At 72.6% G+C, this 23,078-nt stretch carries 21 protein-coding genes; 5 read left to right on the top strand and 16 right to left on the bottom strand.

The features are described 5' to 3' along the window. The coding region (locus AC07DI_RS03385) for a phage holin family protein (RefSeq protein WP_478901873.1) at positions 1 to 805 on the bottom strand (805 nt) is incomplete at its 3' end. 154 nt (positions 806 to 959) lie between these two features. On the opposite strand from AC07DI_RS03385, the gene AC07DI_RS03380 reads away from it, so the two are divergent. After that, positions 960 to 1,037, top strand: a complete 78-nt coding sequence (locus tag AC07DI_RS03380) for a 50S ribosomal protein bL37 (RefSeq protein WP_370443954.1) — start codon at positions 960 to 962, stop codon at positions 1,035 to 1,037. 191 nt (positions 1,038 to 1,228) lie between these two features. Next, a complete protein-coding gene (locus AC07DI_RS03375; protein WP_384247901.1) occupies positions 1,229 to 1,585 on the top strand; it encodes a VOC family protein in 357 nt (118 codons plus the stop codon). A 24-nt stretch (positions 1,586 to 1,609) separates the two neighbouring features. Here the strand turns inward: AC07DI_RS03375 and AC07DI_RS03370 are convergent, their stop codons facing one another. From AC07DI_RS03370 to AC07DI_RS03315, 12 genes are all read right to left on the bottom strand, one after another. Then, complete coding sequence (locus AC07DI_RS03370; protein WP_478901871.1) at positions 1,610 to 3,583, bottom strand: DUF5107 domain-containing protein; 1,974 nt, start codon at positions 3,581 to 3,583, stop codon at positions 1,610 to 1,612. 251 nt (positions 3,584 to 3,834) lie between these two features. Beyond that, positions 3,835 to 4,731 carry an arginase family protein gene (locus tag AC07DI_RS03365; RefSeq protein ID WP_478901870.1) on the bottom strand — a complete coding sequence of 299 codons (897 nt, stop codon included), beginning with the start codon at positions 4,729 to 4,731 and terminating at the stop codon, positions 3,835 to 3,837. A 191-nt stretch (positions 4,732 to 4,922) separates the two neighbouring features. After that, positions 4,923 to 5,480 carry a GNAT family N-acetyltransferase gene (locus tag AC07DI_RS03360; RefSeq protein ID WP_478901868.1) on the bottom strand — a complete coding sequence of 186 codons (558 nt, stop codon included), beginning with the start codon at positions 5,478 to 5,480 and terminating at the stop codon, positions 4,923 to 4,925. Between the two features lie 78 nt (positions 5,481 to 5,558). Beyond that, complete coding sequence (locus AC07DI_RS03355; protein WP_478901866.1) at positions 5,559 to 5,804, bottom strand: LapA family protein; 246 nt, start codon at positions 5,802 to 5,804, stop codon at positions 5,559 to 5,561. Positions 5,805 to 5,954: 150 nt separating this feature from the next. Then, positions 5,955 to 7,724 carry a CocE/NonD family hydrolase gene (locus AC07DI_RS03350; protein WP_478901865.1) on the bottom strand — a complete coding sequence of 590 codons (1,770 nt, stop codon included), beginning with the start codon at positions 7,722 to 7,724 and terminating at the stop codon, positions 5,955 to 5,957. Positions 7,725 to 7,889: 165 nt separating this feature from the next. Continuing rightward, positions 7,890 to 8,834, bottom strand: a complete 945-nt coding sequence (locus AC07DI_RS03345; protein WP_478901863.1) for a S66 peptidase family protein — start codon at positions 8,832 to 8,834, stop codon at positions 7,890 to 7,892. Further along, on the bottom strand, positions 8,831 to 10,816 hold the full coding sequence (locus AC07DI_RS03340; protein ID WP_478902272.1) for an LpqB family beta-propeller domain-containing protein: 1,986 nt from the start codon (positions 10,814 to 10,816) through the stop codon (positions 8,831 to 8,833). The genes AC07DI_RS03345 and AC07DI_RS03340 overlap by 4 nt, the downstream gene beginning before the upstream one ends. Positions 10,817 to 10,842: 26 nt before the next feature. Continuing rightward, positions 10,843 to 12,219 carry a M20/M25/M40 family metallo-hydrolase gene (locus tag AC07DI_RS03335; protein WP_478901862.1) on the bottom strand — a complete coding sequence of 459 codons (1,377 nt, stop codon included), beginning with the start codon at positions 12,217 to 12,219 and terminating at the stop codon, positions 10,843 to 10,845. Next, positions 12,212 to 13,045 carry a M55 family metallopeptidase gene (locus tag AC07DI_RS03330; protein ID WP_384247916.1) on the bottom strand — a complete coding sequence of 278 codons (834 nt, stop codon included), beginning with the start codon at positions 13,043 to 13,045 and terminating at the stop codon, positions 12,212 to 12,214. The genes AC07DI_RS03335 and AC07DI_RS03330 overlap by 8 nt, the downstream gene beginning before the upstream one ends. Positions 13,046 to 13,216: 171 nt before the next feature. Beyond that, positions 13,217 to 14,221 carry a HEAT repeat domain-containing protein gene (locus AC07DI_RS03325; protein WP_478901861.1) on the bottom strand — a complete coding sequence of 335 codons (1,005 nt, stop codon included), beginning with the start codon at positions 14,219 to 14,221 and terminating at the stop codon, positions 13,217 to 13,219. A gap of 6 nt (positions 14,222 to 14,227) precedes the next feature. Further along, positions 14,228 to 14,896, bottom strand: a complete 669-nt coding sequence (locus tag AC07DI_RS03320; RefSeq protein WP_478901859.1) for a HEAT repeat domain-containing protein — start codon at positions 14,894 to 14,896, stop codon at positions 14,228 to 14,230. Between the two features lie 68 nt (positions 14,897 to 14,964). Further along, positions 14,965 to 15,732 carry a hypothetical protein gene (locus tag AC07DI_RS03315; RefSeq protein ID WP_478901857.1) on the bottom strand — a complete coding sequence of 256 codons (768 nt, stop codon included), beginning with the start codon at positions 15,730 to 15,732 and terminating at the stop codon, positions 14,965 to 14,967. Positions 15,733 to 15,900: 168 nt separating this feature from the next. Between AC07DI_RS03315 and AC07DI_RS03310 the strand changes: the two genes are divergently transcribed. The 3 genes from AC07DI_RS03310 (at position 15,901) to AC07DI_RS03300 (ending at position 19,984) form a co-directional block, all read left to right on the top strand. Continuing rightward, entirely contained in the window at positions 15,901 to 17,976 is a 2,076-nt protein-coding gene (locus AC07DI_RS03310) for a trypsin-like serine peptidase (RefSeq protein WP_478901856.1), read from the top strand. A gap of 122 nt (positions 17,977 to 18,098) precedes the next feature. Beyond that, positions 18,099 to 18,536 (top strand): hypothetical protein, encoded by a 438-nt coding sequence (locus AC07DI_RS03305; protein WP_478901855.1) that lies wholly within the window; start codon positions 18,099 to 18,101, stop codon positions 18,534 to 18,536. Beyond that, positions 18,533 to 19,984 carry a M1 family metallopeptidase gene (locus AC07DI_RS03300; RefSeq protein ID WP_478901853.1) on the top strand — a complete coding sequence of 484 codons (1,452 nt, stop codon included), beginning with the start codon at positions 18,533 to 18,535 and terminating at the stop codon, positions 19,982 to 19,984. The genes AC07DI_RS03305 and AC07DI_RS03300 overlap by 4 nt, the downstream gene beginning before the upstream one ends. Positions 19,985 to 20,003: 19 nt before the next feature. Here the strand turns inward: AC07DI_RS03300 and AC07DI_RS03295 are convergent, their stop codons facing one another. The 3 genes from AC07DI_RS03295 to AC07DI_RS03285 are packed head-to-tail and all read right to left on the bottom strand — an operon-like array spanning position 20,004 to position 23,049. Then, positions 20,004 to 20,513 carry a copper chaperone PCu(A)C gene (locus tag AC07DI_RS03295; RefSeq protein WP_478901851.1) on the bottom strand — a complete coding sequence of 170 codons (510 nt, stop codon included), beginning with the start codon at positions 20,511 to 20,513 and terminating at the stop codon, positions 20,004 to 20,006. Next, the gene (locus tag AC07DI_RS03290) at positions 20,510 to 22,834 is read right to left on the bottom strand and encodes a heavy metal translocating P-type ATPase (RefSeq protein WP_478901850.1); all 2,325 of its coding nucleotides are present in this window, start codon (positions 22,832 to 22,834) and stop codon (positions 20,510 to 20,512) included. Before AC07DI_RS03290 ends, AC07DI_RS03295 begins: the two co-directional genes overlap by 4 nt. Next, complete coding sequence (locus tag AC07DI_RS03285) at positions 22,834 to 23,049, bottom strand: hypothetical protein (RefSeq protein ID WP_384247931.1); 216 nt, start codon at positions 23,047 to 23,049, stop codon at positions 22,834 to 22,836. The genes AC07DI_RS03290 and AC07DI_RS03285 overlap by 1 nt, the downstream gene beginning before the upstream one ends. Positions 23,050 to 23,078 lie beyond the last annotated feature (29 nt).

Here is a 23,078-nt window from a genome sequence, read left to right as displayed (position 1 = left end):
CGGAAACCGGACCGCCCGGCGCCGCGGAGCCACCAGGAGCCGCAGGACCACCAGCAGCCGGACCGGCCGCAGCCGCGGTTTCGCCGCGATCCACGGAACCGCTCGCCGCCGCGCCCCCGCCAGAAGCCACACGGCCGCCCGAACCCGCAGGCCCGCTCGCAGCCGTAGCGCAGCCGGAAGCGGGACCGCCCGGCGCCGCAGAGCTGTCAGCACCCGCACCGGCTTCTGGCGCGCCGCTGTCAGCACCCGCAGCCCCGCCCCGCCCCGCACGCCCGCCGTGGGCCACCGCACCGCCCGGGGACGCCGCCGCACCCGGAGCCTCGGGGGCGCCCGCAGTCGTGCGACCGCCGGGAGTCGGCGGGCCGCTCGGGAGTGGAGGGCTGTGCGGAGTTCCGAGGGCGCCGGGCGCCGGGAGGTCGCCCGGTGTCCCGAGCCCGCCCGGGCCAACGTCCCCGTCGCCGCCCGCGCCCGGGAGCGCGCCGTCGGCGGGAGCCGGAGCGCTCCGCCCCCGCCCCTGCCGCGCCGCGCCCCGCAACAGCACCGCCGCCACGAGAAGCACCGCGCCCACGATGAGGGACGCCGCCCAGGCCGGTAGGCCGAGGTCGATGGCGAGGCCCGCGGCCAGGGCGATCGCGGCGCCCGCGTAGAGCGCGGCGGCGCCGGACGCGGCGTAGAGCGTGGCCTTGCGCCGGTGCTTCGCGGTCTGCTCGCGGAACTCCTCCCGCAGTTCGGCGCGGATCGTGCGGACCAGTTCGTCGGTCAGGCCTTTGTCGAGGCCGGTCAGTGGGTTCTCGGGGCCAGTCATTGCGCCCGGGTACCCGGACCCGTCGGCACGTAACGACCGGGGGTCCGCCGTACGTGACGCAGGCCACGCCATGGCGGGGTGCCCCGCCGGGTAGGCGACGCGTGATCGCCCGGGTTCGCACTCGGGAAGCACCATCGGAAACACGGAGGTATCCATGTCCTCGAAGCGACGCCGCAAGAAGAAGGCCCGCCGCAAGAACGGCGCGAACCACGGCAGCCGTCCCCAGTCCTGACGGACGGGCGCGAGCGCGAGCCCCGGAGGGCGGCACCGGACGGTGCCGCCCTCCGACGCGCTTGAGGGGCAAGAGAGTTGGCGGACCGGAGACCGCCGGACGTTCTCGGTGGAGGCGGTGGCGGGCGAGCGGGCAATCATGAAATCGTGGTGGGGCCGTTGGCAGGTCGGAGAGGTGAGGGCGTTCCAATCATGGAGATCCTGGGAACCACGCTGCGGATCTGTGTCGAGGATCTGGAGTCGTCGGTCACGTTCTACGAACGGCTGACGGGCGCCACAGCCATGCGCTTCGAGCGCGGCGGCGTCTCCGTCGCGGCGATCGGCTGCTTCCTGCTGATGAGCGGCCCCGAGCAGGAGCTGGAGGTGCTCCGCAAGGTCTCGGCGACCATCGCGGTCAAGGACGTCGACGAGGCGTACACCGTCCTGAACGCGTCCGGCGCGCGGGTCATCGCGGGCCCGGTGCCGACGCCCGCGGGACGCAACCTCATCGCGCTGCACCCGGACGGCGCCGTCTTCGAGTACGTGGACCGCCGCGTCGCCGAGAGCTGAGAGCCTGTCTTTGAACCCCCCGCGTCACTTCGCCGGACGCATCCGGAAGTCGTACCGCTCCGGCACCTCCTCACCGGTGGCCGCCGTCCACAACTCACCCAGCGTCTCGGCACCCTCGCGCAGGTCCGCCGCCTCGAAACCGGAGTCGAAGACGGCGCGTACCGCCGCCATGTCGCCCTCGGCGTAAAGGAGTTGGGCCTCCAGGAGGCGGAAGCGGCCCTCGGCGCGGGTGGTGTCGCCGAGGCGGGTCCAGACCGCTCGGGCCGCTTGGACGCGGTCCGCCGCGAGCAGTGCGGTGATCGCCTCACGGCCGAGTGCGGCCGTGGCCGCCGTCCAGACCGCGCCGTCGTCGCGCCGCTCCTGGCAGAGGTCGTCGAAGGCCTCCGCGTACCGGTCGGCGGCCCGCTCCGTGTTGCCCTCCGCGTGGTCGGCGACGGCGAGGCAGCGCAACAACGGCCAGCGGGAAGGCGCCAGTTCGAGGCCGCGCTCCCAGCTGCGGACGGCTTGCGCCCGGTCGCCCGCGTGCCACTGCGCGATGCCGAGGTGGTACTCGGCGAGCGGTCGCGCGGGCGCGGTCTCCAGCATGTCGCGCCAGTGCCGGGCGACCGGCGTCGGCCCGGGCGGCGCGACCCTGCGCGGCTCGGGAACCGCGCCGGTGCGCAGCAGCTCGACCCACGGCGCCTGCTCGGGGCCGAGCGTCGACTCGGCGAAGGGCGTGCCGGGCAGCTTGTACTCGGCGCGCAGGACTTCGAGCGCGCCCCAGCCGGAGCCGACGGCGAGCGTCTCGCCGGGTTCGGTGTCGGCGCCGCCGCCCCGCCACGCCTCGTACGCGGCGTCGACGGACGCGCGCGGCAGCGCATCGGCGAGCCGCGCCGCCACCTCGTCGCGCGCCCCGGCCCAGTCGCCGTGCACGCGGTCCGCGGGCACGGAGAGCGGCCCGTACGACTCCAGCCAGCTGAACTCGGCCCCGGCGTCCAGGCGTACGTGCTCCAGCTGGGTGCGCGCGAGGCCCGACTGGATCTCCGCGTAGCCGCCGGTACCCGGCTCGGTGAGCCACTGCTGCCAGCGCCGCCCGCCCGTGCCGGTGCCCCAGACGAAGAGCTTGCGGCCGCGCGGCAGGTCCGTGGAGGTCTGGACGAGGCCGTGCCCGGTGTCGTCGAGCGCGGCGATCCAGCGCCGGGCGCCGTCCGGCACGTCGTAGAAGTAGTCGGCGGGGTACTCGCTGCGCAGCGGATACGTGCGGTCGGCGCCGTCGGACTTTGGCACCGGCACCTTCCGCAGCCCGCCCGGGTACGCGAAGCGCCAGGCCTCGTCGGCGGGGGCGAGCACCCTGCGCTCCTCGGGCACCGCGATGTTCGACCACCAGTAGACGGGCACCGGCTTCTCGTGCGGGTTGCGGACGCGGACGCCGACGTGGAGGAAGTCGGAGTTCTCCGGCAGCCACAGGTCGACCTGGAAGGGCACGTCGCGCAGCCGCTCCCACTCCCACAGGCGCAGCATCTCGCCGCCGTCGGGCGCCCGTACGCGGGCCGCGTGGACGGGGGCGCAGGACAGGGTGGTGTGGCCGGTGGCGCCGATGTTCCATTCGATGCCGCCGGAGACCCAGGCGCCGTTGAGCGCGAAGGCGGCGGGCTGCAACACGGGGTTGCTGTACAGGAGTTCACGCCCGGTCGGCTTGTGCAGGAGGGAGTGGACGCGACCGCCGTACCCGGGCAGGACGGTGGCGCGCAGCCGGTCGTTCTCGACGACGATCACGTCGAGCGCCGTCTCGACGCGTTCGCGCCCGTACCCGTCGAGGACCCGGGTGGGCAGCGGCGATCCCAGCGGCTCGTACCCGAGCTGCCGTGCCATGTCGCGCGGCAGCCCTTCCTTGTCGCGCTCGTCGAGGGTGTGCGCGTGCCGCAGCGGCAGCAGGGGCGGCAGCGGGTTCTCGGGCCCCGGCTCGGCTGCGGGCAGGGTCAGGACGTCGCGTCGCACGGTGGTCTTCACGATCACCATGGAACACGTTCGGCGGGGTGTCGGCCAGAGGCCTCCCTGGCCAGGATTGCGCAAAGGCCGCCGGGGCAGGGGCGTCCCGCGGGCGGTCAGAGCCTGTGTCATATCCCCGGCCGGATCAGTGGGCGTCGTCTGGTGCGTGCGATCGCAAGGCGCCGGGAAGCCCTAGTAGCTCCGCTACGAGGGCTTTTCGGCAACGCGGCGAGCGTGCGTGCCAGGCGGCGACCACCCGGCCGGGGATATGACACAGGCTCTCAGGCCGGGTTGAGGGCCTCCACGATCACGTCGGTGAGCATGTCGCCCGCCTTGCCGTCCGGGTCGAGGTCGGGGTCGTAAATGGTGACGTTGAGGCCGACGCAGCGGTGCGAGGTGACGAACGGCCGGAGCAGCTCGAGGAGTTCGTCGGCGAAGAGGCCGCCGGGGTCGGGGCTGTCGACGGCGGGCATCACCGAGGGGTCGAGGACGTCCGCGTCCAGGTGGACCCAGAATCCGTCGAGTTCGGGCACTTCCAGGGTCTGGGCGACGGCGCGGGCGACGTTCTCGGCGCCCCACTTCCTGAGCTCGCCGACGGTGGCGTTGCTGATCTTCAGGTCGGTGAACTCCGCCCGGTCCTCGTCCCCGTCCCGCAGGCCGAAGATGCACACGTCCTCGTCGCGCAGGTAGGGCCGCAGTCCCTCGATGTCGGTGAGGTCGTCCTGGCCACGGCCGGTGGCGAGGGCGAGTTCCTCGCCGCCCGCGGCACCGATCCGGTCGGAGTTGCCGGGGTGGCGGAAGTCGGCGGAGCCGTCCAGGGACGCGATGCCGTACCGTCCGATGCGGCGCAGCGCGAGGGCGGCGCCCAGCTGGATCGAACAGTCGCCGCCGAGCACGACGACGAAGTCCTCACCGCGCACGTGGTGTTCGATGCGGTCGGCGAGCTTGCGGGTGTAGTCGGCGATGGCGGCCGCGTTGAAGACGCCGTCGCCCTCCTGCCACTGGCCGCGGTCGTAGCGCGGCGGCACCACGACGCCTCCTTCGAAGGCGCCGAGACGGCGCAGGATTCCCCGCTCCCGCAACGCGCCGGCCAGTTTGTAGCAGCCGGGCACGGTGCCGGGGGCGGGCGGGCGCAGGCCCAGGTTGGAGGGGGCGTCGACGACCACGATATTCCGCATGCCGCCCATCCTCCGCGACCTGCACCGGACCTTTCAACCTGCCGGGGGGCCAAGGGGCAGGAGGAGGCGGAAGATGGGCACGGGGCACACCTTCCGGGTGGTTGTCCGAGGCAGGTGGGACGCGCCGGAGGAGGCATCGCGGGCCGCTCGGCCCCTCGGTCGCGGCGAACTCCGTTTGGCGCAAATGGCGTTCATGCCGGGGAGCCCGCCATGTCCGCGGTGACCGCCCAGCGTTCGTGGTCGCGCCAGGCCCCGTCGATGAAGAGGAAGTCGGGCGAGAACCCTTCGAGCCGGAACCCGGCGCGGCGTACCAGCGCGATCGAGGGGGCGTTGCCCGGTTGGATGTTGGCCTCAAGGCGGTGCAGGCCCAGTTCGCCGAAGGCGTACGTCAGGACGAGCCCGAGCCCCTCGCTCATCAGGCCGTGCCCGGCCGCGTGTGCGAAGGCGCCGTAGCCGAGCGCGCCGCTGCGGAAGGCGCCCCGGACGATGTTGTTGATGTTGATGAAGCCACCGATGTCACCGCTGCCGCGCTCGTACACCAGGAACCCTTCCCTGGCCGGGTCCTCGACGAGCGGCCCGACATACTCGCGGTAGGCGTCGTCCGTGCGGGGCGGGAAGAGCCAGGGGTGGTGCAGTTCCTGGCTCTCCCGCGCCCGTGCGGTGAATTCCGCACGGTCCGCGAGGGTGATGGGGCGTATGCCCACTCGGGGGCCTTCGGGAAGACGGTTGACTGCGAAACGGTCGGGCATCCGCTCACGCTATCCGCAGCCGCCGGTTCCCGGCCCGCGGGGCCCGGCCGACGCCGTCCCCGGGGGCGGGAGCCTCCGTCATCCGCGTCTGCGCATGAAGTACGCCCCGCACAGCGCTCCGATCAGGCCCGTGCCGAGCAGCGCCATCCACAGGGGCACCGTGACTTCGGGGATGAGCAGCCTGATCTTGGTGCTGCGGGTGTTCTCGAAGATGAAGACGAGGGTGAGGACGACGACCGCGGCGACGGCCACCCTGCCGGGTGTCATCAGCCCGCCGCCCGGTCCTTCGCCCCGGGAGCCGCCCGCGGAGGTGTTGGGGCTCATGCTGTGGACCCTTCCGTCGGAGGTACGCCGGCCTCCCCCGCTCCCCAGCATGGGCAGCCGGGAAGCGGAGCGCGCGGTGGGGGTGCCTCCGGGGCCGGGCCGTGGGCCGTACGGGTGACGGGAGGGGCCGCAGCGACCCGCGGGACGACCTCAGGGGCGGACGACCGGCAGATCGAGGACGCCCGTGTCCTGCGGGGCACTCGTCACCGTGACGGGCTTGACGCCCCTGTTGCCGCCGTACGCCCCGTCGCTCGCGGCCACCACGAACTGCAACCGGTGGCCCTTCTCGTAGCGGTGCACGATGCCGGGCAGCGACACCGTGAACGGCTTCGTGACGTCCGGCACCCGTACGGGCGCGACGAGGCGGTGGACGAGGGTCTTGCCGCCGTCGGGGGCGACGTCGTACAGCTTGGCGAAGAGGACGAGCTTGTCGGCCGCGTCACCGGAGTGCTGCACGCGCTCGGTCTTCGGCGAGATCACCTTCAGGGTCGCCCGGGGCACTCCGACCACGTCCACCGCGTCGGTGAAGGGCTCGGTCGTCCAGTCCAGGTAGGTGCCCCTGGTGTCGTGCGGCGCCGGGTCGGGCAGGCCGAGCATCCCGGCGAGCGAGGACTCGGAGTGGCTCGTGGGGACGAGCCAGTTGCGGTACTCGCGGCTGCCGCGGGCCACCTTCTTCCGGTTGTCGACGAGTTTGCCGTCGCCGGAGAGGTACAGCGTGCGGTTCAGGGCGGGCACCTTGGGGGCGGTCCCGTAGGTGTGCTGCGGGTCGGTGATCCAGTCGCGGTAGTAGGCGAACGCGGGGCCGGTGTCGCCGTCCTTCTTCCGGTGGAGGTAGCGGTCGAACCAGGCGAGTACGCGCTTGCCGACGTAGGAGGTCTCCAGGTTGCCCGCGCCCATGTCGAGTTCGCCGGACGCCGGGTCACTCGTGCCGCCGCTGTGCCCGGCGGCCTGCCAGATCATCTTCGCCGTGGTGCCCTGCGCCTTGAGCGTCCGGTACGTCGCTTCCGCCTCGTTGAGGTTGAAGAGGCTGTCGACCTGCCCCTGTACGAGGAGTGTCGGGGTCCTGACCTTGTTCAGGTACGACACCGGGGAGACGCCGCGTGCGAACTTCTGGAGGGCTTGCGTCCTGTCCGCCGGGTAGCGGCCGGAGTTCAGGGTGCGGATCGTCTCGCAGGCCTTGGTGACGAAGTGCAGGCAGCCGAGCTTGTTGACGCGGGAGGGGTCCAGGTTCGGGACGAGCAGCGGCTGCCCCTCGCCGATCAGGTAGAAGCCGTTCATCCACTGCCACTTGGCGGCGCCGGGGACATCGCGGTCGGACGCGTTGTTCGGGTCGAGGGAGTACGAGAGGTCGTTCCAGGTGATCATCGGGACGAGGGCGTCGACGCGGTGGTCCACGGCGGCCGTCGCCAGTTGGACGGCCCCGCCGTAGGAGCCGCCGATCATGCCGACGCGCGGGTCGCCCTCGGCGTCGGCGGTCACGTAGTCCGCCTTGGTGCCGTCGTCGGCGGCCCGGGTGCCGCCGAGGAAGTCGACGAGCCCGGCCGCCGCCCTGCCGTCGATCTCGGGGTCGTCGAGGGAAATCAGACACCCGGACTTGCCGAAGCCGAGTCCGGAGTAGACGAGTGAGACGTAGCCGCGCTCGGCGAAGGCCTTGCCTGCCGCGGCGGTCCCGCCGTCGGACTTGCTGCCGCCGAAGCCGTTGGTCGAGAGCACGGCGGGCGCCGGGTGTGCGGCGTCCACCCCGGTGGGCCGGTACAGGTCGGCGTCGATGGTGCAGCTCCTGTCGCCCGCCCGGAGCGTGAACTTCAGGGCGGTGACGGTGTACTGGCCGGTCGCGCTCGCCGGGGCGGGCCCGCTGAGCGCGAGCGGCGCGGCGAGCGCCGCCGCGATGGCGAGGGTCAGGGCACGGCGACGGGGCAAGGGGACCTCCACGCTGAGGACGGTCGGCGGCCAGCGGCTTACCGACCGGTAAGTACCGGCCACGTCATGGTGTGACACGTGTCATATGGAGGTCAACGCCCGTGACAGCGGTTTCTGCCGGAGATTCCGTGGAGGGGCAGCCGATCGGTGCCGGCGGGTCCGGCGTCAGGCCAGGGCGGGCTCGTCCAGCGTCAACGTCCCGTCGTCCGCGTCCAGTTCCGCCGCCACCCCGAACGGCACCGTCAGCGCCCCCGCGCAGTGCCCGAACCCGAAGTCGTCGATCAACGGCACTCCGAGCCCGCCGAGCCGGTCGGCGAAGAGCGCCCGCAGCTCGTCCCGCGGCCCGCACTCCTCCCAGGAACCCAGCGCGACACCTCTCACACCGTCCAGCCAGCCCGCACGCAGGAGTTGGGTGAGGATCCGGTCGAGGCGGTACGCCTCCTCGCCGGTGTCCTCCAGGAGCAGCAGGCCACCGCGGGCGGAGGCCCGGGCCGGCGGAGTGCCGAGGTCGGCGGCGAGCAGCGACACGCAGCCGCCGAGCGTGACGCCCCGGGCGCGGCCACCGGTCAGGGTCGCCGCGTGCGGCGATGCCGCCCGGATCACCTGGGCCTCCTCGGGCTTGAAGAGCGTCGTCCACAGATGGTCCCTGGCCCGCGCGCTCCCGAGGAAGTCGGCGGCGGTGGTCATCGGGCCGTGCAGGGTGGCGATTCCGACGCGTGTCGCGAAGGCCTCGTGCAGCGCGGTGACGTCGCTGTAGCCGAGGAACACCTTGGGCCCGGCGCTCCGCGTCGCCGCCCGCACCGCGGCCCAGTCGACGAGGTCCACCATGCGCTGGGCGCCGTACCCGCCCCTGGCGCAGAACACGGCGGCCACGGACGGGTCGCACCAGGCCCTTTCCAGGTCGCGGGCGCGGCCGGCGTCCGCACCCGCGAGATATCCGAACTCCGGGTGGCGATCGAGCACATGGGGCATCACGACGGGGTCCAGGTCCCAGCCGCGCAGGATGTCCAGGCCCGCTTCGAGCCGGTCGCCGGGGATGGGGCCGCTCGGCGCGACGACGGCCACCCGCGCGCCGGGCGTGAGGCGTGCGGGCCGTATGAGAGGCTTCACTTGGCGATCTCCAGGAGCGGCACCGGTGCGGCCAGGTCGATCCTGAACACCTGGGCGTAGAGGGAGAGTTCGGCCTCCAGGGCGCGGACCATGGTGTCGGCGCGGCGGAACCCGTGCCCCTCGCCCTCGAAGGCGATGTAGGCGTGCGGGGTGCCGCTCTCCTCCATCCTGGCGAGGAACCGCTCGGCCTGGGCGGGCGGGCACACCACGTCGTCCAGGCCCTGGAGCAGCAGGAACGGCGCGGTGATCAGTTCGGCGTGCAGCGCCGGTGACCGCTCCGCGTACCGTGCGGGGACTTCGTCTAGCCGGCCGACGAGGGACTCCAGATACCGCGATTCGTAGTCGTGGGTCTCCCCCGAGGCGAAGGCGGCGAGGTCCAGGACGGGGTAGGTGATCGTGCCGCAGGCGTAGACGTCGGTGCTGGTCAGTGAGACGGCCGTGGTCCAGCCGCCCGCACTGCCGCCGCGGATGGCGAGCCGGTCGCGGTCGGCGGTGCCCTCGTCGGCGAGGGCGAGCGCGACGGCCGCGCAGTCCTCGACGTCACCGATGCCCCACTGTTCGCGCAGCCGGTTGCGGTAGGCGCGCCCGTACCCCGTGGAGCCGCCGTAGTTGACCTCGGCGACGCCGATGCCGCGCGAGGTGAAGTAGGCGATGGCCAGGTCGAGGACGAGTGGGGCGCGGCCGGTGGGGCCGCCGTGCGCCCACACCACGTAGGGCGGCAGCTCGTCGTCGGGCGCGACGTGGCCGGGGTGGTGGGGCGGGTAGATGTGCGCGTGGATCTCGCGTCCCGCCGGGCCGAAGAAGGTGCGGATCTGCGGTTCGGGGTAGTACGCGGGGTCCACCGGGTCGTCGTGGGCGGCGCCGACGACCCGGGCGTGGCCGGTACAGGTGTCCAGTTCCACGACCTCGTACGCGCTGCGCGGGCTCGCGGCGACGCCGACCACGCGGGAGCCGTGCGCGGCGACGGACGCGGACCATTCCGTCCAGGGGCCCGCCGCGTCGACGACCTCGCCCGTCTCGGGGTCGAGGATGCCGAGCGCGGTGTCGCCCCTGCCGTGCACGACGGCTATCAGTCCGCTGTCCAGCGGCGCGAACCAGTTCAGGCCGGTCTGCCAGAGGGGCCCGGCGAACTCCTCCTGGCGGGGGCAGAGCGGCTGGGCCCCGGCGGCGTCGTCCGGGTCGGCGCGGTAGAGGTTCCACCAGCCGGTGCGGTCGCTTGAGAAGAGCAGCCGTCCGTCCCTGGCCCACTCGACCTGCACGACCGACTCGTCGGGGCCGCCCGCGAAGGTCCGTGCCGCGCCGAAGGTGCCGTCCTCACGCACCTCGGCGAGCATCAGCTCCGTGCCGTCCCACGGCATGCGGGGGTGGTCCCAGGCGATCCAGGCGGCGCGGGTGCCGTCGGGCGAGAGGCGTGGGCCCGTGACGAAGCGGTGCCGTGCGTCGGACAGTTCGCGTACGGCCGCCCGGTCCCCGGCCGCCGAGCCGTCCAGCGGCACCGCGGCGATGACGCGCCGCACATCGGTGGGCGCCCGGCCGGTGAACTCCTCCAGGACGCACCAGACTTCGCCCCGGTCGACGTGGACGACCGGCTCCGCCCAGCGCAGCCCGCCGCCCACGTCCGAGACCGGGGTCAGGGGTCTCGGCACCGCGCCGGGAGCGTCCGGCTCGTACGCGTACAGGCGCTGGTCGGCGAAGTCGACGAAGACCACCAGCGGCCCCTGCGGCCGCTCGGCGCCGGCCCACGGGCGGCCGCCGTACTCGACGACGCGGCTGCGCACGTTCCACGGCGCGGGCAGTACCGTGCGCTCCTCGCCGTCGGGCAGCCGCCGCACCAGCGCACGCCGGCCCCCCTCGGTCGGCCGCGGCTCGGTCCACCAGGTCTCGGCGCCCACGAAGCCCACGTACCCCGGAGCCCCGTCGTGGGTGGCGGCGAGCTCGGCGTCGATCGGCGACGGCCATGATCCGTACGCCCGGGTCTGCATCATGTCCTTCTCTTCCCCCATTTTTGCTAGGCCGTACGCAGAAAGCGGTCGAGGACGCGGACGCCGAAGTGCAGCGCGTCGACGGGGACGCGTTCGTCCACTCCGTGGAACAACGCCTGGTAGTCGAAGCCCTCCGGTGTCCTCAGCGGCGAGAAGCCGTACCCCGTGATGCCGAGCCGCGAGAACTGCTTGGCGTCCGTGCCGCCCGACATGCAGTACGGCACGACATGGCCCTCCGGCGCGAACTCCTCGACGGCCGCCCGCATCCGGGCATACGTCGGCGAGTCGACCGGTGCCTGCAGCGCCACCTCGCGGTGGTGGAACTCCCAGTCGACGTCCAAGCCGGTGAGCAGGTCAAGCGTGCGGCAGAACTCGTCCTCTCCCCCGGGAAGAAACCGGCCGTCGACATACGCCACCGCTTCACCAGGAATCACATTCACCTTGTAACCCGACCGCAGCATCGTCGGGTTGGCGCTGTTGCGGACCGTCGGCGCGACGAGGTCGGCGGTCGGGCCGAGCTTCTCCAGGAGGGCGTCCACGTCGAAGCCGGGCGCCTCGGTGTCGGTCTCCAGGCCGTAGAGCGTGGCCAGTTCGACGAGCGAGGCACGCACGGTCGGGGTCAGCCGCACCGGCCAGTGGTGCTCGCCGATGCGGGCGATGGCGCCGGCCAGTCTGCTCACCGCGTTGGCCGGGTTGACCTTGGAGCCATGACCCGCCTTGCCGCGGGCGGTGAGCTTGAGCCAGCCGGTGCCGCGCTCGCCCGCCGCGATGGGGTAGATCTGGTTGCCCCGCCCGTCGTGGAAGGTGAAGGCGCCCGACTCGCTGATGCCTTCCGTACAGCCTTCGAAGAGCGCGGCGTGCCGGTCGGCGAGGAATCCGGAGCCGTCGGCGGCGCTGGCCTCCTCGTCGGCGGTGAAGGCGATCACGAGGTCGCGCCTCGGCCGTACTCCCGCGCGCGCCCAGTTGCGTACGACGGAGAGGATCATCGCGTCCATGTTCTTCATGTCGATCGCGCCGCGCCCCCATACGACGCCGTCGCGGACCTCCCCGGAGAACGGGTCGACGCTCCAGTCGGCGGCCTCGGCGGGCACGACGTCCAGGTGGCCGTGGACGAGCAGCGCGTCGGCGCCCGGGTCCGTGCCCTCGATGCGGGCGACGACGTTGGTGCGGCCCGGGGTGCGCTCCAGGAGCGTCGGCTCAAGGCCCGCGTCGGCGAGGCGTTCGGCGGCGTACTCGGCGGCGGGCCGCTCCCGGCAGTCGCCGCCGCCGCGGTTCGTGGTGTCGATGCGGATGAGCTCGGAGGTGAACGTCACGACCTCGTCGAGCGCCCGCGCGTCCACCCGGCTCCCGGGCTCCTGATCCTGATCCTGATCCTGATCCAGTGTCTGCTGCTGGCTAGCCATACTGTTCCTCCACGGCGGCAGAGGCGATCGTCGTAACCGCCTTGAAGGTACGGATTCCCTCGTACATGGTCTCGCTGTCGTAGGCGACCTTGCGCTCCCCCGTACGGCGCACGCCCGGTACGACGGTCGACGCCATGGACAGGTGCTCGGCGTCGAACTCGACCTCCACGGTGAACGGCCCGCCCGCCACCGGTTCGTGACGCACGGCCAGCGAGGCCGCCTCCTTGGCCGCGGCCCGGATGTCGGCGGCGGTACGGGCCGGGGTGCGGCAGACCGCCGCGTACCGCGAGACGTGGTCCTTGACGGCGACCTTCAGGGCGCCCGGCGCGTATCCGAGGGCGTCGTCGCAGGCGAGGTCGTCGCCGGTGACCAGGACGACGGGGACGCCGTACTCGGCGACCACGTGGGAGTTGAGCAGCCCCTCGCTGGCCCGCACGCCGTTGACCCAGACGCCGGTGATCTGGTTGGCGAGGTAGGTGTGGGCGAGGACGCCCTCCATGCCGGCGCCCGCGTGGTAGCCGACGAACGCGATGCCGTCCACGTCGCCGTGCTGCACGCCCTCCACCATGGAGAGCGACTTGTGCCGTCCCGTGAGCATCTCGGCCCGCTCGTCCAGCTCCTCCAGGAGCAGATTGCGCATGGTCCAGTGTGCTTCGTTGATGAGCACGCCATCGGCGCCGCCGTCGAAGAAGCCGAGAACGGCGGCGTTGACGTCCGAGGTGAACATCGCCCGGCACCGCTCCCACTGCGGGGTCCCCGGCAGCACGTCGGCCGGCCAGGTCACCCCCGTCGCGCCCTCCATGTCGGCGCTGATGAGGATTCTCATGAAGCACAGTCCCATCGCAGGTCGGAGGCTCGTCGAGCGTCCGCGGACAGCAGTTGTCTGACCTCGTTCAGCGGTGACGGAGTCGCGCCGGCAGAGATCTTCACGCTACGCATCCCCGAAGCTCAGGCCAAGCTCTCCTGCCCAGCGGCGGTACACGGCCCCTGGAGCCCCTCACCTCGCGTCGCGGATCCCGAGGACGTACGCCGCGGTGTGGGCGACGGCCCGGTCTTCGTCGTTTGACAACTCCACGAGTGCGCGGGCCGCCGTGGTTCCGGGGATGTCCGCGAGCGCCTCCGTAAGGCGGCGGCGCTCGGACGGGTCCAGGGCGGTGTCGGCGAGGCGGTCGACGAGCCCGGCGGCGATCCGGGCCTCAAGCGCGGCACTGCCCGCGAGCGCGCTCAGCGCGTCGGCCGCGTCGACGTCGTGCGTCTTGTGGACGACCATGTCGATGAGGGTCGGGACGGCGTCAGCGACCCCACGGGCGCCGAGCGCGAGGGCCGCGTATCGGCGGACCACGACGTCGGAGTGCGTGAGCGCGTCCCGCAGCAGTGCGGTCGCCTCGTCGTCCGGGATCTCGGCGAGGGACTGGACGGCGCGTCGGCGCACCTCGGCCGACGAGGAGCCGAGCCCCTGCGCCAGCGGCTCCCATCCGCCGCCGTCCGAGCGGGCGAGGGCCCACCGGAGGGCTCCGGCGACGTTCGGGTCCGTCTCGTTCAGGACCGCATCGACCAGTGCGTCCACGGGGACCGGGACCGCGTCGACCGAGGACAGGGCCGCACGTTGGCGTCTGCCCGCGCTCGGTGACCCCAGCGCCTGGAGGAGTGCGACGGTCCGCAGGACGTCCTGCCAGCCCGCGGGTTCCGCCGCGTCGATCCGCCGCAGCCGGGTGAGCAGCTCCGTCTCGGCCGCGATGCGCTCCCGGGTCCGGCCGATGAGGTCGTCCACGAGCTCCGAGGGCGCGAAGCCGGGGTCGTCGAGCGCGCGCCCGACGTCGCGCAGCGAGAGGCCAAGGGACCGCAGGCTCTCGATGTGGAAGATCCGCCGGATGTCGTCCTCGGAGTACTCGCGGTAGCCGCCGCCGGTGCGGCCCGTAGGCCGTACCAGGCCGAGCGAGTCGTAGTGCCGGAGCATGCGGGCGCTGACCCCTGACCGTCGCGCCACCTCACCGATCAACACGGTCTGTCATCCTTCCTGGCCCGGCCCGCCGAGGAGCACGACGCGTTTCGCATCGTCGATCGCGGACTCGAATCCGGCGTCGGGGTCGCGCAGCAGCCGCTCCGTGGCGATGGCGTGCGTGCGTACACGCGGGTCGACGTCCGCCTTCGCGGCGCGCAGCATCGGCGCCATCGCCTCGCCGAGCGCGATCAGCGCGCGGCTCAGGCTCAGCCGCGTCTCGCGCCCGCCGCGCCCGAGCTGGGTCGACAGCGCCGCGGCCAGCTCGGGCTCTTCGCCCTCGGGCACGAGGGCGACCGCCGCCCGCCAGGCGCTGCGGGCCACCTCGTCGTCGGCGTCGGACAGCAGCGCCGGGGTGATCGCAGGCCACGCGCGCCGGTCGCCGATCTTGGACAGCGTGTGCAGCGCCTGGCCGCGCGCCTGCGCGCACTCCGAGCGGACCTCTGCGAGGAGCCGCGGGACCGTCGCCGACGGCGGGTGGCGGGTGAGGGCCCACGTCAGCGTCTCGCGTACGGAGAAGTCGGTCTCCATCCCGCATCGTTCGACGAGCTTGCCGATGAAGCGCGGGTCGGGTGCCGTGCCGATCCTCAGCGCCGCGCGCAGCCGTACCGACGAGCGGCCGTCCTCCAGCCCTTCGAGACCTCGCCGCACCTCGGCGTCCTGCGGTGTCATGGTCATCGGGACCACCTCCTCGGCTTCAGTCAAGGGGTTGTCACGGTGTCAGGGTCAAGGCCGGGCCTACGTGGTCAGTGCAGCTTCCGCTCGGCGTGGCTGCCCTGGTCCTCGCTGGTCACGGTGACGGATGCCGCGCCCTCGTCGCCGTCCCACCAGTCGGCGAACGCCTTGCCGAGGGCGTCGACGTTGTTCTGGGCGTCGTCGTCCTTATGGGTGAGGTAGTCGGTCGAGACGGTGACGGCTCCGGCGCCCTTCCTCCCGTATCCGATGGTGAGAGCGGTGACGTGCGGGGCGAGTCGCTTGCCGTCCGGGGCGTTCGCCGTGGTCCAGGCGCGGAAGTCGTCGAGGAGGTTCGACGGTTTGCCGCCCTCGTACAGCGTGGCCTTCTTCGCCGTCTTCCCGCCCTGCCCGAGGAAGCGCGCGCTTCCCGCCGCCGGGTCCTCGTCCCACCAGCGCGTGAACGCCTCGGCGAGCGGGCCGACTTGGTCTTCCGCCTCACCCCAGGGCCCGTAGTCGGTGAGCACGTCGACGACGCCGTGGCGGTCGCCGGACCGGTAGCCGAGGCTGACGTTCAGGGCGTGGTCCGCGAGGGAGTCGTCGCGCTTGGAGTCATTCGTCCTCAGCCACGTACGGAACCCGTGCAGCAGATTGGGGTCGTCCTTCTGCGAGACCCCTTCCCCCTTGCGTACGGGTCCTGTCGGGGAGGACGACTTCGACGGCTCGCGTACGGAATCGCTGCCGCCGTCGCCCCCGGAGCACCCCGCCGCCAGGAGCAGCGCGCAGGCCGCGAGCACCCCCGCGCTCGTCCTGATCCGCATGGAACGCCCCGTCTTCGTCACTGCATTCTCCGTTCAACCAACAGGCGCAATACGCCACTTGCGAGGCAAATGGTCAGTTATGCCCCAATCGACACGTCGTGCGATGTGTGCGTAACGTACCTTCTCGATTGATCTGTACCAATCGGGCCCCGGACGACCGGGGTCCGTTTTTTGTGGGGGAACACCACTGTGAGAATCAGACGCAGCCTGCCTGCGATAGCCGCCGCGGCCGCACTCCTGGCCGCCGCGGCACCGGCCTGGTCCGCTCCGGGCCCGACGCCGACCTCGGGCCCGTCGGCGGGTCCGAGGCCGTCGGCCTCGCCGTCGAAGACCTCGAAGCCGGGCCCGGACGCGACGGCGACCCCGTCGAAGCCGACCGCGAAGACCCCGTCCAAGTCGCCTTCGAAGTCGCCGTCCCAGGCCTCTGACCAGGACCTGGCCCGCGATCTCGAGAAGTTCTGGACGCCGGAGCGGATGGCCGAGGCCAAGCCGGTGGAGGAGCAGCAGGTCCGCGAGGCCGCGGCTGCCGAGAAGGCCGAGAAGGACAAGGTGGACGGGGGCGCCGCGAAGGGCTCCGAGGGGGACGGCGAGAAGGCGGCGCCGCGCCGCAACATGCTCCGCTCGCCCTCGCACACCTTCAAGGGCATCAAGGAGGTCGGCACCTTCTACTGGGCCCAGAAGTTCGGCAACGACTACCCGGACCGCTACGACTACCGCTTCTGCGGCGGCACCGTCGTCCCGTCCCCGGGCAAGAACCTGATCGCGACGGCGGCGCACTGCTTCGACAGCAACGACCAGAAGTCGAACCTCGTCTTCGTGCCGCAGCACAGCGCGAGCGCCCCGATGCCGCACGGCATGTACCCCATCAAGAAGGGGCACATCTTCAAGGACCCCGGCTACACCGGGTCCAAGAAGAGCGAGGAGGACTACACCGACGTCGACGTCGCGTTCCTCGCCACCGAGCCGCGCAGTGACGGCAAGCTGCTGGAGAACGTCGTCGGGTCCATCCCGATGGGCTTCAACACCGGCTTCAACCACACGGCGCACGCCATCGGCTATCCGTACCTGTACGGCGGCGCCAAGTACAAGCCGAAGCAGGACCCGCTCAGCTGCATGACGCCGACGAAGAAGTACACCACCGGCAACACCAAGGACAGCGGCGGCCGGCTCTGGCGCGGCGGCACCTTCACCGAGATCAACTGCGACGGCTACGTCGGCGGCACCTCCGGCGGCCCCTTCATCACCGCGGGCGGCGAGTCGCCGAAGCTCATCGGCGTCACCGGCGGCTGGATGACCGGCGGCCACAGCTCCGACACCTCGTACTCGTCGTACTTCGACGGCGAGGTCAAGCGGATCTACGACGCCGCGAAGGCGGGCAAGCAGCCGACGAGCATCAACCCGCCGCCCATGGCAGACCCGGTCCTGCCCGGCGCGAGCACGTGGAAGCACGCCAAGTCCATCGCCAACGGCTACTTCGCCCTCGACGGCCCGGTGTCCGACGACCGGATGGACATGTTCGTCATGTGGTCGGACGGCGAGCTGAGCATCTACCGCGGCGCGGACAAGGCCAAGAACCACTTCGACAAGGAGTTCACGGTCCAGGGCGCCAACGACCTGTGGCGCAACCACGCCAAGCAGGTCGTCGCGGGCGACTTCACCGGTGACAACGGCTCCGACCTCGTGGTCCGCTGGTCGGACGGTGAGGTCACGCTCTACCCCTCGGTCGACGAGAAGGGCTTCCACGGCGAGGTCCAGCTGGTCGCCCCGAACTCCACCTGGCAGCACGCCGAGGCGATGACCGCGGGCCGCTTCGGCGGCAACCAGTGGCAGGACGACCTGGTCGTGCGCTGGTCCGACGGTGAGGTCACGCTCTACCAGAACACCGGTGACAACAAGAAGATCGGCAAGGAGATCGAGGTCGTCGCGCCGGGCAGCTCGCAGGCCGGTACGTGGAAGCACGCCACGCAGATCACCGCGGGTGACTACTCGGGCGACGACGAGTGGGACCTGGTCGTGCGCTGGTCCGACGGTGAGCTGACCCAGTACCAGGACTTCACCGGCACCGGTTCGTCCTGGGGCGAGCACAAGTGGCAGGCGCCGAACGACCTGTGGACGCACGCCCTGCTCGTCAGCGGCGGCGACTTCACCGACAACTCCTGGTCCGACGACACCATCGTGCGCTGGTCGGACGGTGAACTGACCCTGTACGCCGACGGCAACGCCGCAAGCATCGGTTCGGAGAACCAGCTGGTGGCGCCCGCCTAGGGTCCAATTCCAGGGAGAGGGGCGGCAACCCCGGGGCGCGTCCGCCCCTCTTCCCCGGCAGGGAACATCCCGCTGTCCCGGACCCTCCCCGCCCCGGGCGGCCGACCGCACGGAGAAGCACCATGAAGCACCGGTACTGGAGGCGCGGCCGCGCCCCGCGCCGCCCCGCTCTGTGCCTGCCCGCGGCGGTCGCCTGCCTCACCCTGCTGTCGGCGTGCGGCGGAGCCGGCGGCCCGGACGAACCGACGGCACCCGAAAGCTCCGGCCGACAGCCCCAGCACCGTCTTCTGGAGCAGTTCCGCTCCTGGGCCCGCGACAACGACGAGTCCCGCACCGCACGGCACGCGCGGGCGCTGTCCACGGTCGAACTCGCCGACGCCGAGGGCACGTACGACTACGACGTCGAGCTGAGGACCGACTGCGCGCCGCGCGCGGAGCAGCGGGCCGAGGAACTCGCGGCGCTCTTCCGCACCTGGTGGGACGGTGACGACGACGGCACCGCGAGGGACGTCGTCCTGCTCGACACGACCGGGCACCGCCTCACCCACCGCCGCCTGTGACCGCGCCCGCCCTTGCCCGTCGCCGCCACCGCCAGGAGCCCGCCATCCTTCCCCGACACCGCCGTTCGGCCCTGCTGCTCGCCCTGCTCCTCACCGCGACGGCCGCCTGCACGTCCTCCTCGTCCGGCCCCGGGAAGCACGGCGCGGCGAGACCCGGCGCCACCGGCGTCGAGGACCACCTGTTCCCCGAGCTCGGCAACGGCGGCTACGACGTCGCGCACTACGCGCTGACCCTCGACTACGTCCCGGACGGAAACGCCCTGTCGGGGACCGCGGTGATCACCGCACGGGCGACCCAGGACCTGTCCCGCTTCAGCCTGGACCTCGCGGGCCTGCGCGTGCACCACGCCGACATCGACGGCTCCGGGGCGCGCGTCAGCAGGGAGAAGAACAAGCTGACGCTCACCCCCGACAGGCCCATCGGCAAGGGGAAGACCTTCAGGACGACGGTCCGGTACGGCGGCACGCCCCGCATGTTCGAGGCCGGCGCCGAGGGCTGGATCGAGACGGACGACGGCGTGGTGGCGCTCGGCGAGCCCACCGGCTCCATGACCTGGTTCCCCGGCAACCACCACCCCTCCGACAAGGCGACGTACGACATCGACGTCACCGTGCCGTCCGAGTACACCGCCGTCAGCAACGGCACGCTGCGCGAGACCCGCAGGCACGGCAAGCGCACCACGTTCCGCTGGCGCAACCCCGAGCCCATGGCGAGCTACGTCGCGACGGTCGTCACCGGCGTCTTCGACGTCTCCACCGGCACGACCGACGACGGCCTGCCCCTCTACACGGCCGTCGACCCCGACGAGGCGGACGGGCCCGTCGACGTCCACGAGCTGGTGCCCGAGGTCGTCGACTGGGCCGGTGACCGCTTCGGCCCCTACCCCTTCTCCTCGGTGGGCGCCGTCGTCGACCACCTCCCCGACATCGACTACGCCCTGGAGACGCAGACCAAGCCGTATTTCCAGGAGGCGCCGGACACCCGCCTGGTCGTGCACGAGATCGCCCACCAGTGGTTCGGCAACTCCGTCACACCTCGCGCCTGGCAGGACATGTGGCTGAACGAGGGCTTCGCCACCTATGCCGAGTGGCTGTGGGACGAGGAGCACGGGCACCGCACCGCCCAGGAGACCTTCGACTCCTTCTACGACGGAACGCACGAGGAGAGCAAGGACATCTGGGACTTCCCGCCGGCGGACCCGCCGAGCGCCGAGCAGGTCTCCGAGCCGTCGGTGTACGGCAGGGGCGCCATGACGCTGCACCAGCTGCGCAAGGCGGTGGGCGACCGCACCTTCTTCTCCGTCCTGCGCACGTGGACGCGTGAACACCGGCACAAGAACGCCGACACCGAGCAGTTCATCGCGCTGTGCGAGAAGAAGTCGGGCAAGGACCTCTCGGAGCTGTTCGACAGCTGGCTCTTCTCGCCGGAGAAGCCGGACGCGGACTGAGAGCCTGCCAGAGCCCGTCTCAGCTCCCCGGTCCGACCACCACCGCCTCGGCCTCGATCCGTCCCCCGTACCGGAAGGTCAGGACGAACGGGACCCTGTCCCCCGCCTTCAGGGGCGTGCGCGTGCGGACCATGATGTCCAGGCCGCTCGGCGACATGGTGAGGCCCTCGCGGGCCGGGACGGCGACCGACTTCACCATGCGCATGGTGGCGGTTCCGCGGCCCGCGGGCACGACGCGGCTGAGCATCACGTCGTCGAGGACCGGGGACGACACCGACGTCAACCGGTCGTCGGAGCCCCCGGAGTTGGTGATCGAGAAGAACGCGGCCGTCTCCGTGCTGTTCCCGGACGGCAGGAAGACGGTCCCGCGGGGCACCTCGACGCGGGCCGGGGTGCCCGCGGCGCCGGACGCGGTCCAGGTGGCGAGTGCGCCCAGGGCCACCGCGCACGCCGCCACCGGCGCGAGCGCTGCGGAGAGTCCGGCGCGCAGCCTCCGGCGGGAGGGCCGCCAGGAGTGTTCGTCGCTCATCGTGTTCCTTCCCGTCCGCGCCCGCCGCTTCGTGCTCCGGTGGCGGCCGGGCCGCGCGCCGGACGCCAGGTGCGCAGCCGCAGGCTGTTGCCGACCACCAGGAGGGAGCTCGCCGACATCGCCGCGGCGGCGACCATGGGGTTCAGCAGGCCCACCGCGGCGAGCGGCACCGTGACGGCGTTGTAGCCGAAGGCCCACAGGAGGTTCTGGCGGATCGTCGCGAGGGTGCGCCGGGCGAGGCGGACCGCGTCCGCGACGGCCTCGATGTCGCCGCGCACGAGCGTCACGTCGGCGGCCTCGATGGCCACGTCGGTGCCGCCGCCCATGGCGATCCCGAGATCGGCGCCGGCCAGTGCCGCGGCGTCGTTCACCCCGTCACCGATGACCGCGACCCGGCGCCCCCGCGCCCTCAACTCCCCCACCAGCGCCGCCTTGTCCTCGGGGGAGCAGCGGGCGTGCACCTCGTCGATGCCGAGTTCCGCCGCGACGGCGCGGGCCGTGGCCTCGCGGTCGCCGGTGGCGAGTACGGGGCGTACGCCCAGGCGCCTGAGGCGGTCCACGGCGCGGTAGCTGCCGGGCCGCACCGGGTCGCCGACCGCGAGGACCGCCTCGTCCACGCCGTCCACGCGGACCAGGACCGCGGTGCGCGCGGCCTCCTCCGCCTGCCGCAGCGCGTGGGCCAGCGGGCCGGTCAACGCGCCGTCGGGCGAGCGGACTTCGACCGTGTGGCCGTCGACCTCACCCCGGACGCCCTGCCCCGGCACCGCGCGGAACCCCCGTATTGTCGGCAGCGGCGCCTCGGGCAGGGACCTGCTCGCGTACGTGGTGATCGCGCGGCCCAGCGGGTGTTCCGAGCCCCGCTCCACGGCCCCGGCGAGCCGCAGCGCCGCCTCCTTGCCGATGCCGTCCGGCGCGGCGGTGACGGCGGTGACGGTCATGTGGCCGGAGGTGAGGGTGCCGGTCTTGTCCAGAATGATGGTGTCGACGTGGCGCAGGGATTCCAGGGCCTCCGGTCCGCGGACCAGGACGCCGAGCTGGGCGCCGCGGCCCGTCGCGGCCATCAGGGCGGTGGGGGTGGCGAGGCCCAGCGCGCACGGGCAGGCGACGACGAGTACGGCCACGCAGGCGGTGACGGCCGCCTGCGGCTCGGCGCCGGCGCCGAGCCAGAAGCCGAGCACCGTCGCGGCGAGGGCGAGCACGACCGGTACGAACACGCCCGCCACCTCGTCGGCGAGCCGTTGCGCACGCGCCTTGCCCGCCTGGGCGTCGGTCACCATGCGGGCGATGCGGGCGAGCCGGGTGTCGGCGCCGACCGCCTTCGCGCGGACGAGCAGCAGCCCGCCCGCGTTGACGGCCCCGCCGGTCACCTCGGAGCCCGGCCCGACCTCGACGGGCTCGCTCTCCCCGGTGACCAGCGAGAGGTCCACGGCGGAGCTGCCCTCCACCACGGCGCCGTCGGTGGCGACCCGCTCTCCCGGCCGCACCACGAAGACCTGCCCCACGCCCAACTCCGCGATGGACACGCGGCGTTCGGCGCCGTCCTCCCGTACGACGACGTCCTTGACCGCGAGCCCGGCGAGGGAGCGCAGCGCCGCCCCGGTGCCGTGCCGGGCCCGCGCCTCGAGGAGCCTCCCGGCGAGCACGAAGAGCGGCACCCCGACGGCGGCTTCGAGGTAGACGTGCGCGGTGCCGTCGTCGGCGGAGGGCAGCAGGCTGAACGGCATCGTCATGCCCGGCAGCCCCGCGCCACCGAGGAAGAGGGCGTACGCCGACCAGCCGAAGGATGCCGCCACGCCCAGCGAGACCAGGGTGTCCATGGTCGCCGCGGCGTGCCGGAGCCCGCGCAGCGCGCGGACGTGGAACGGCCGGCCGCTCCAGACGGCGACCGGCGCGGCGAGCGCGAAGCACAGCCACTGCCAGTTGCGGAACTGCCAGGCGGGCACCATGGAGAGGACGAGGACCGGCGCCGCGAGCAGCGTGGTGACCAGCATGCGCTGCCGCTCCTCGCGCACGGCTTCCCGGCCGCCCGGCTCCCCCGGCTCCGCCCGCCGTTCCGGCCCCGCTGTCGGCGTCGGCTCCGGCTCGGGCGGCGCGGGCAGTTCCGCCGTGTATCCGGCCCGCTCGACGGCGACGATCAGGTCGTCCGGCGTGACGTGCGGCGGGTGGCTCACCCGGGCGAGGCCGGTCGCGAGGTTGACCGTGGCGCTGACGCCGTCCAGCCTGCCGAGCCGCTTCTCGACCCGGTTCACGCAGGCCGCGCAGGTCATGCCGCCGACGGCCACGTCCGTGGTCATGACGGCGTCCACCGCTCCTGTGCTCATCAGTGGCCTCCGCCGTGCGTGCCGCCCGTGCCGCCGCCGTCGCCCCGGCCGCCGCCCTCGTCGCCGGACTCCGTCGAGCCGCCGTGCAGGCCGGGCGCGACCGGTCCGGCCGCCCGCCCTACGGCGTACGAAGCGGTGAAGATCAGCACCAGCAGCACGAGGAAGCCGCAGAGGGCGGGCGGTGGCACGAATCTTCGGCGTTGCTGATCGGCCATCACCGCTCCCGGATCGCTCAAGGACACGG

Source organism: Streptomyces sp. NPDC044106 (genome assembly GCF_056433985.1).
Note: the sequence above shows the minus strand (reverse complement) of the source record. Positions and strands in the feature narration are given on the sequence as shown.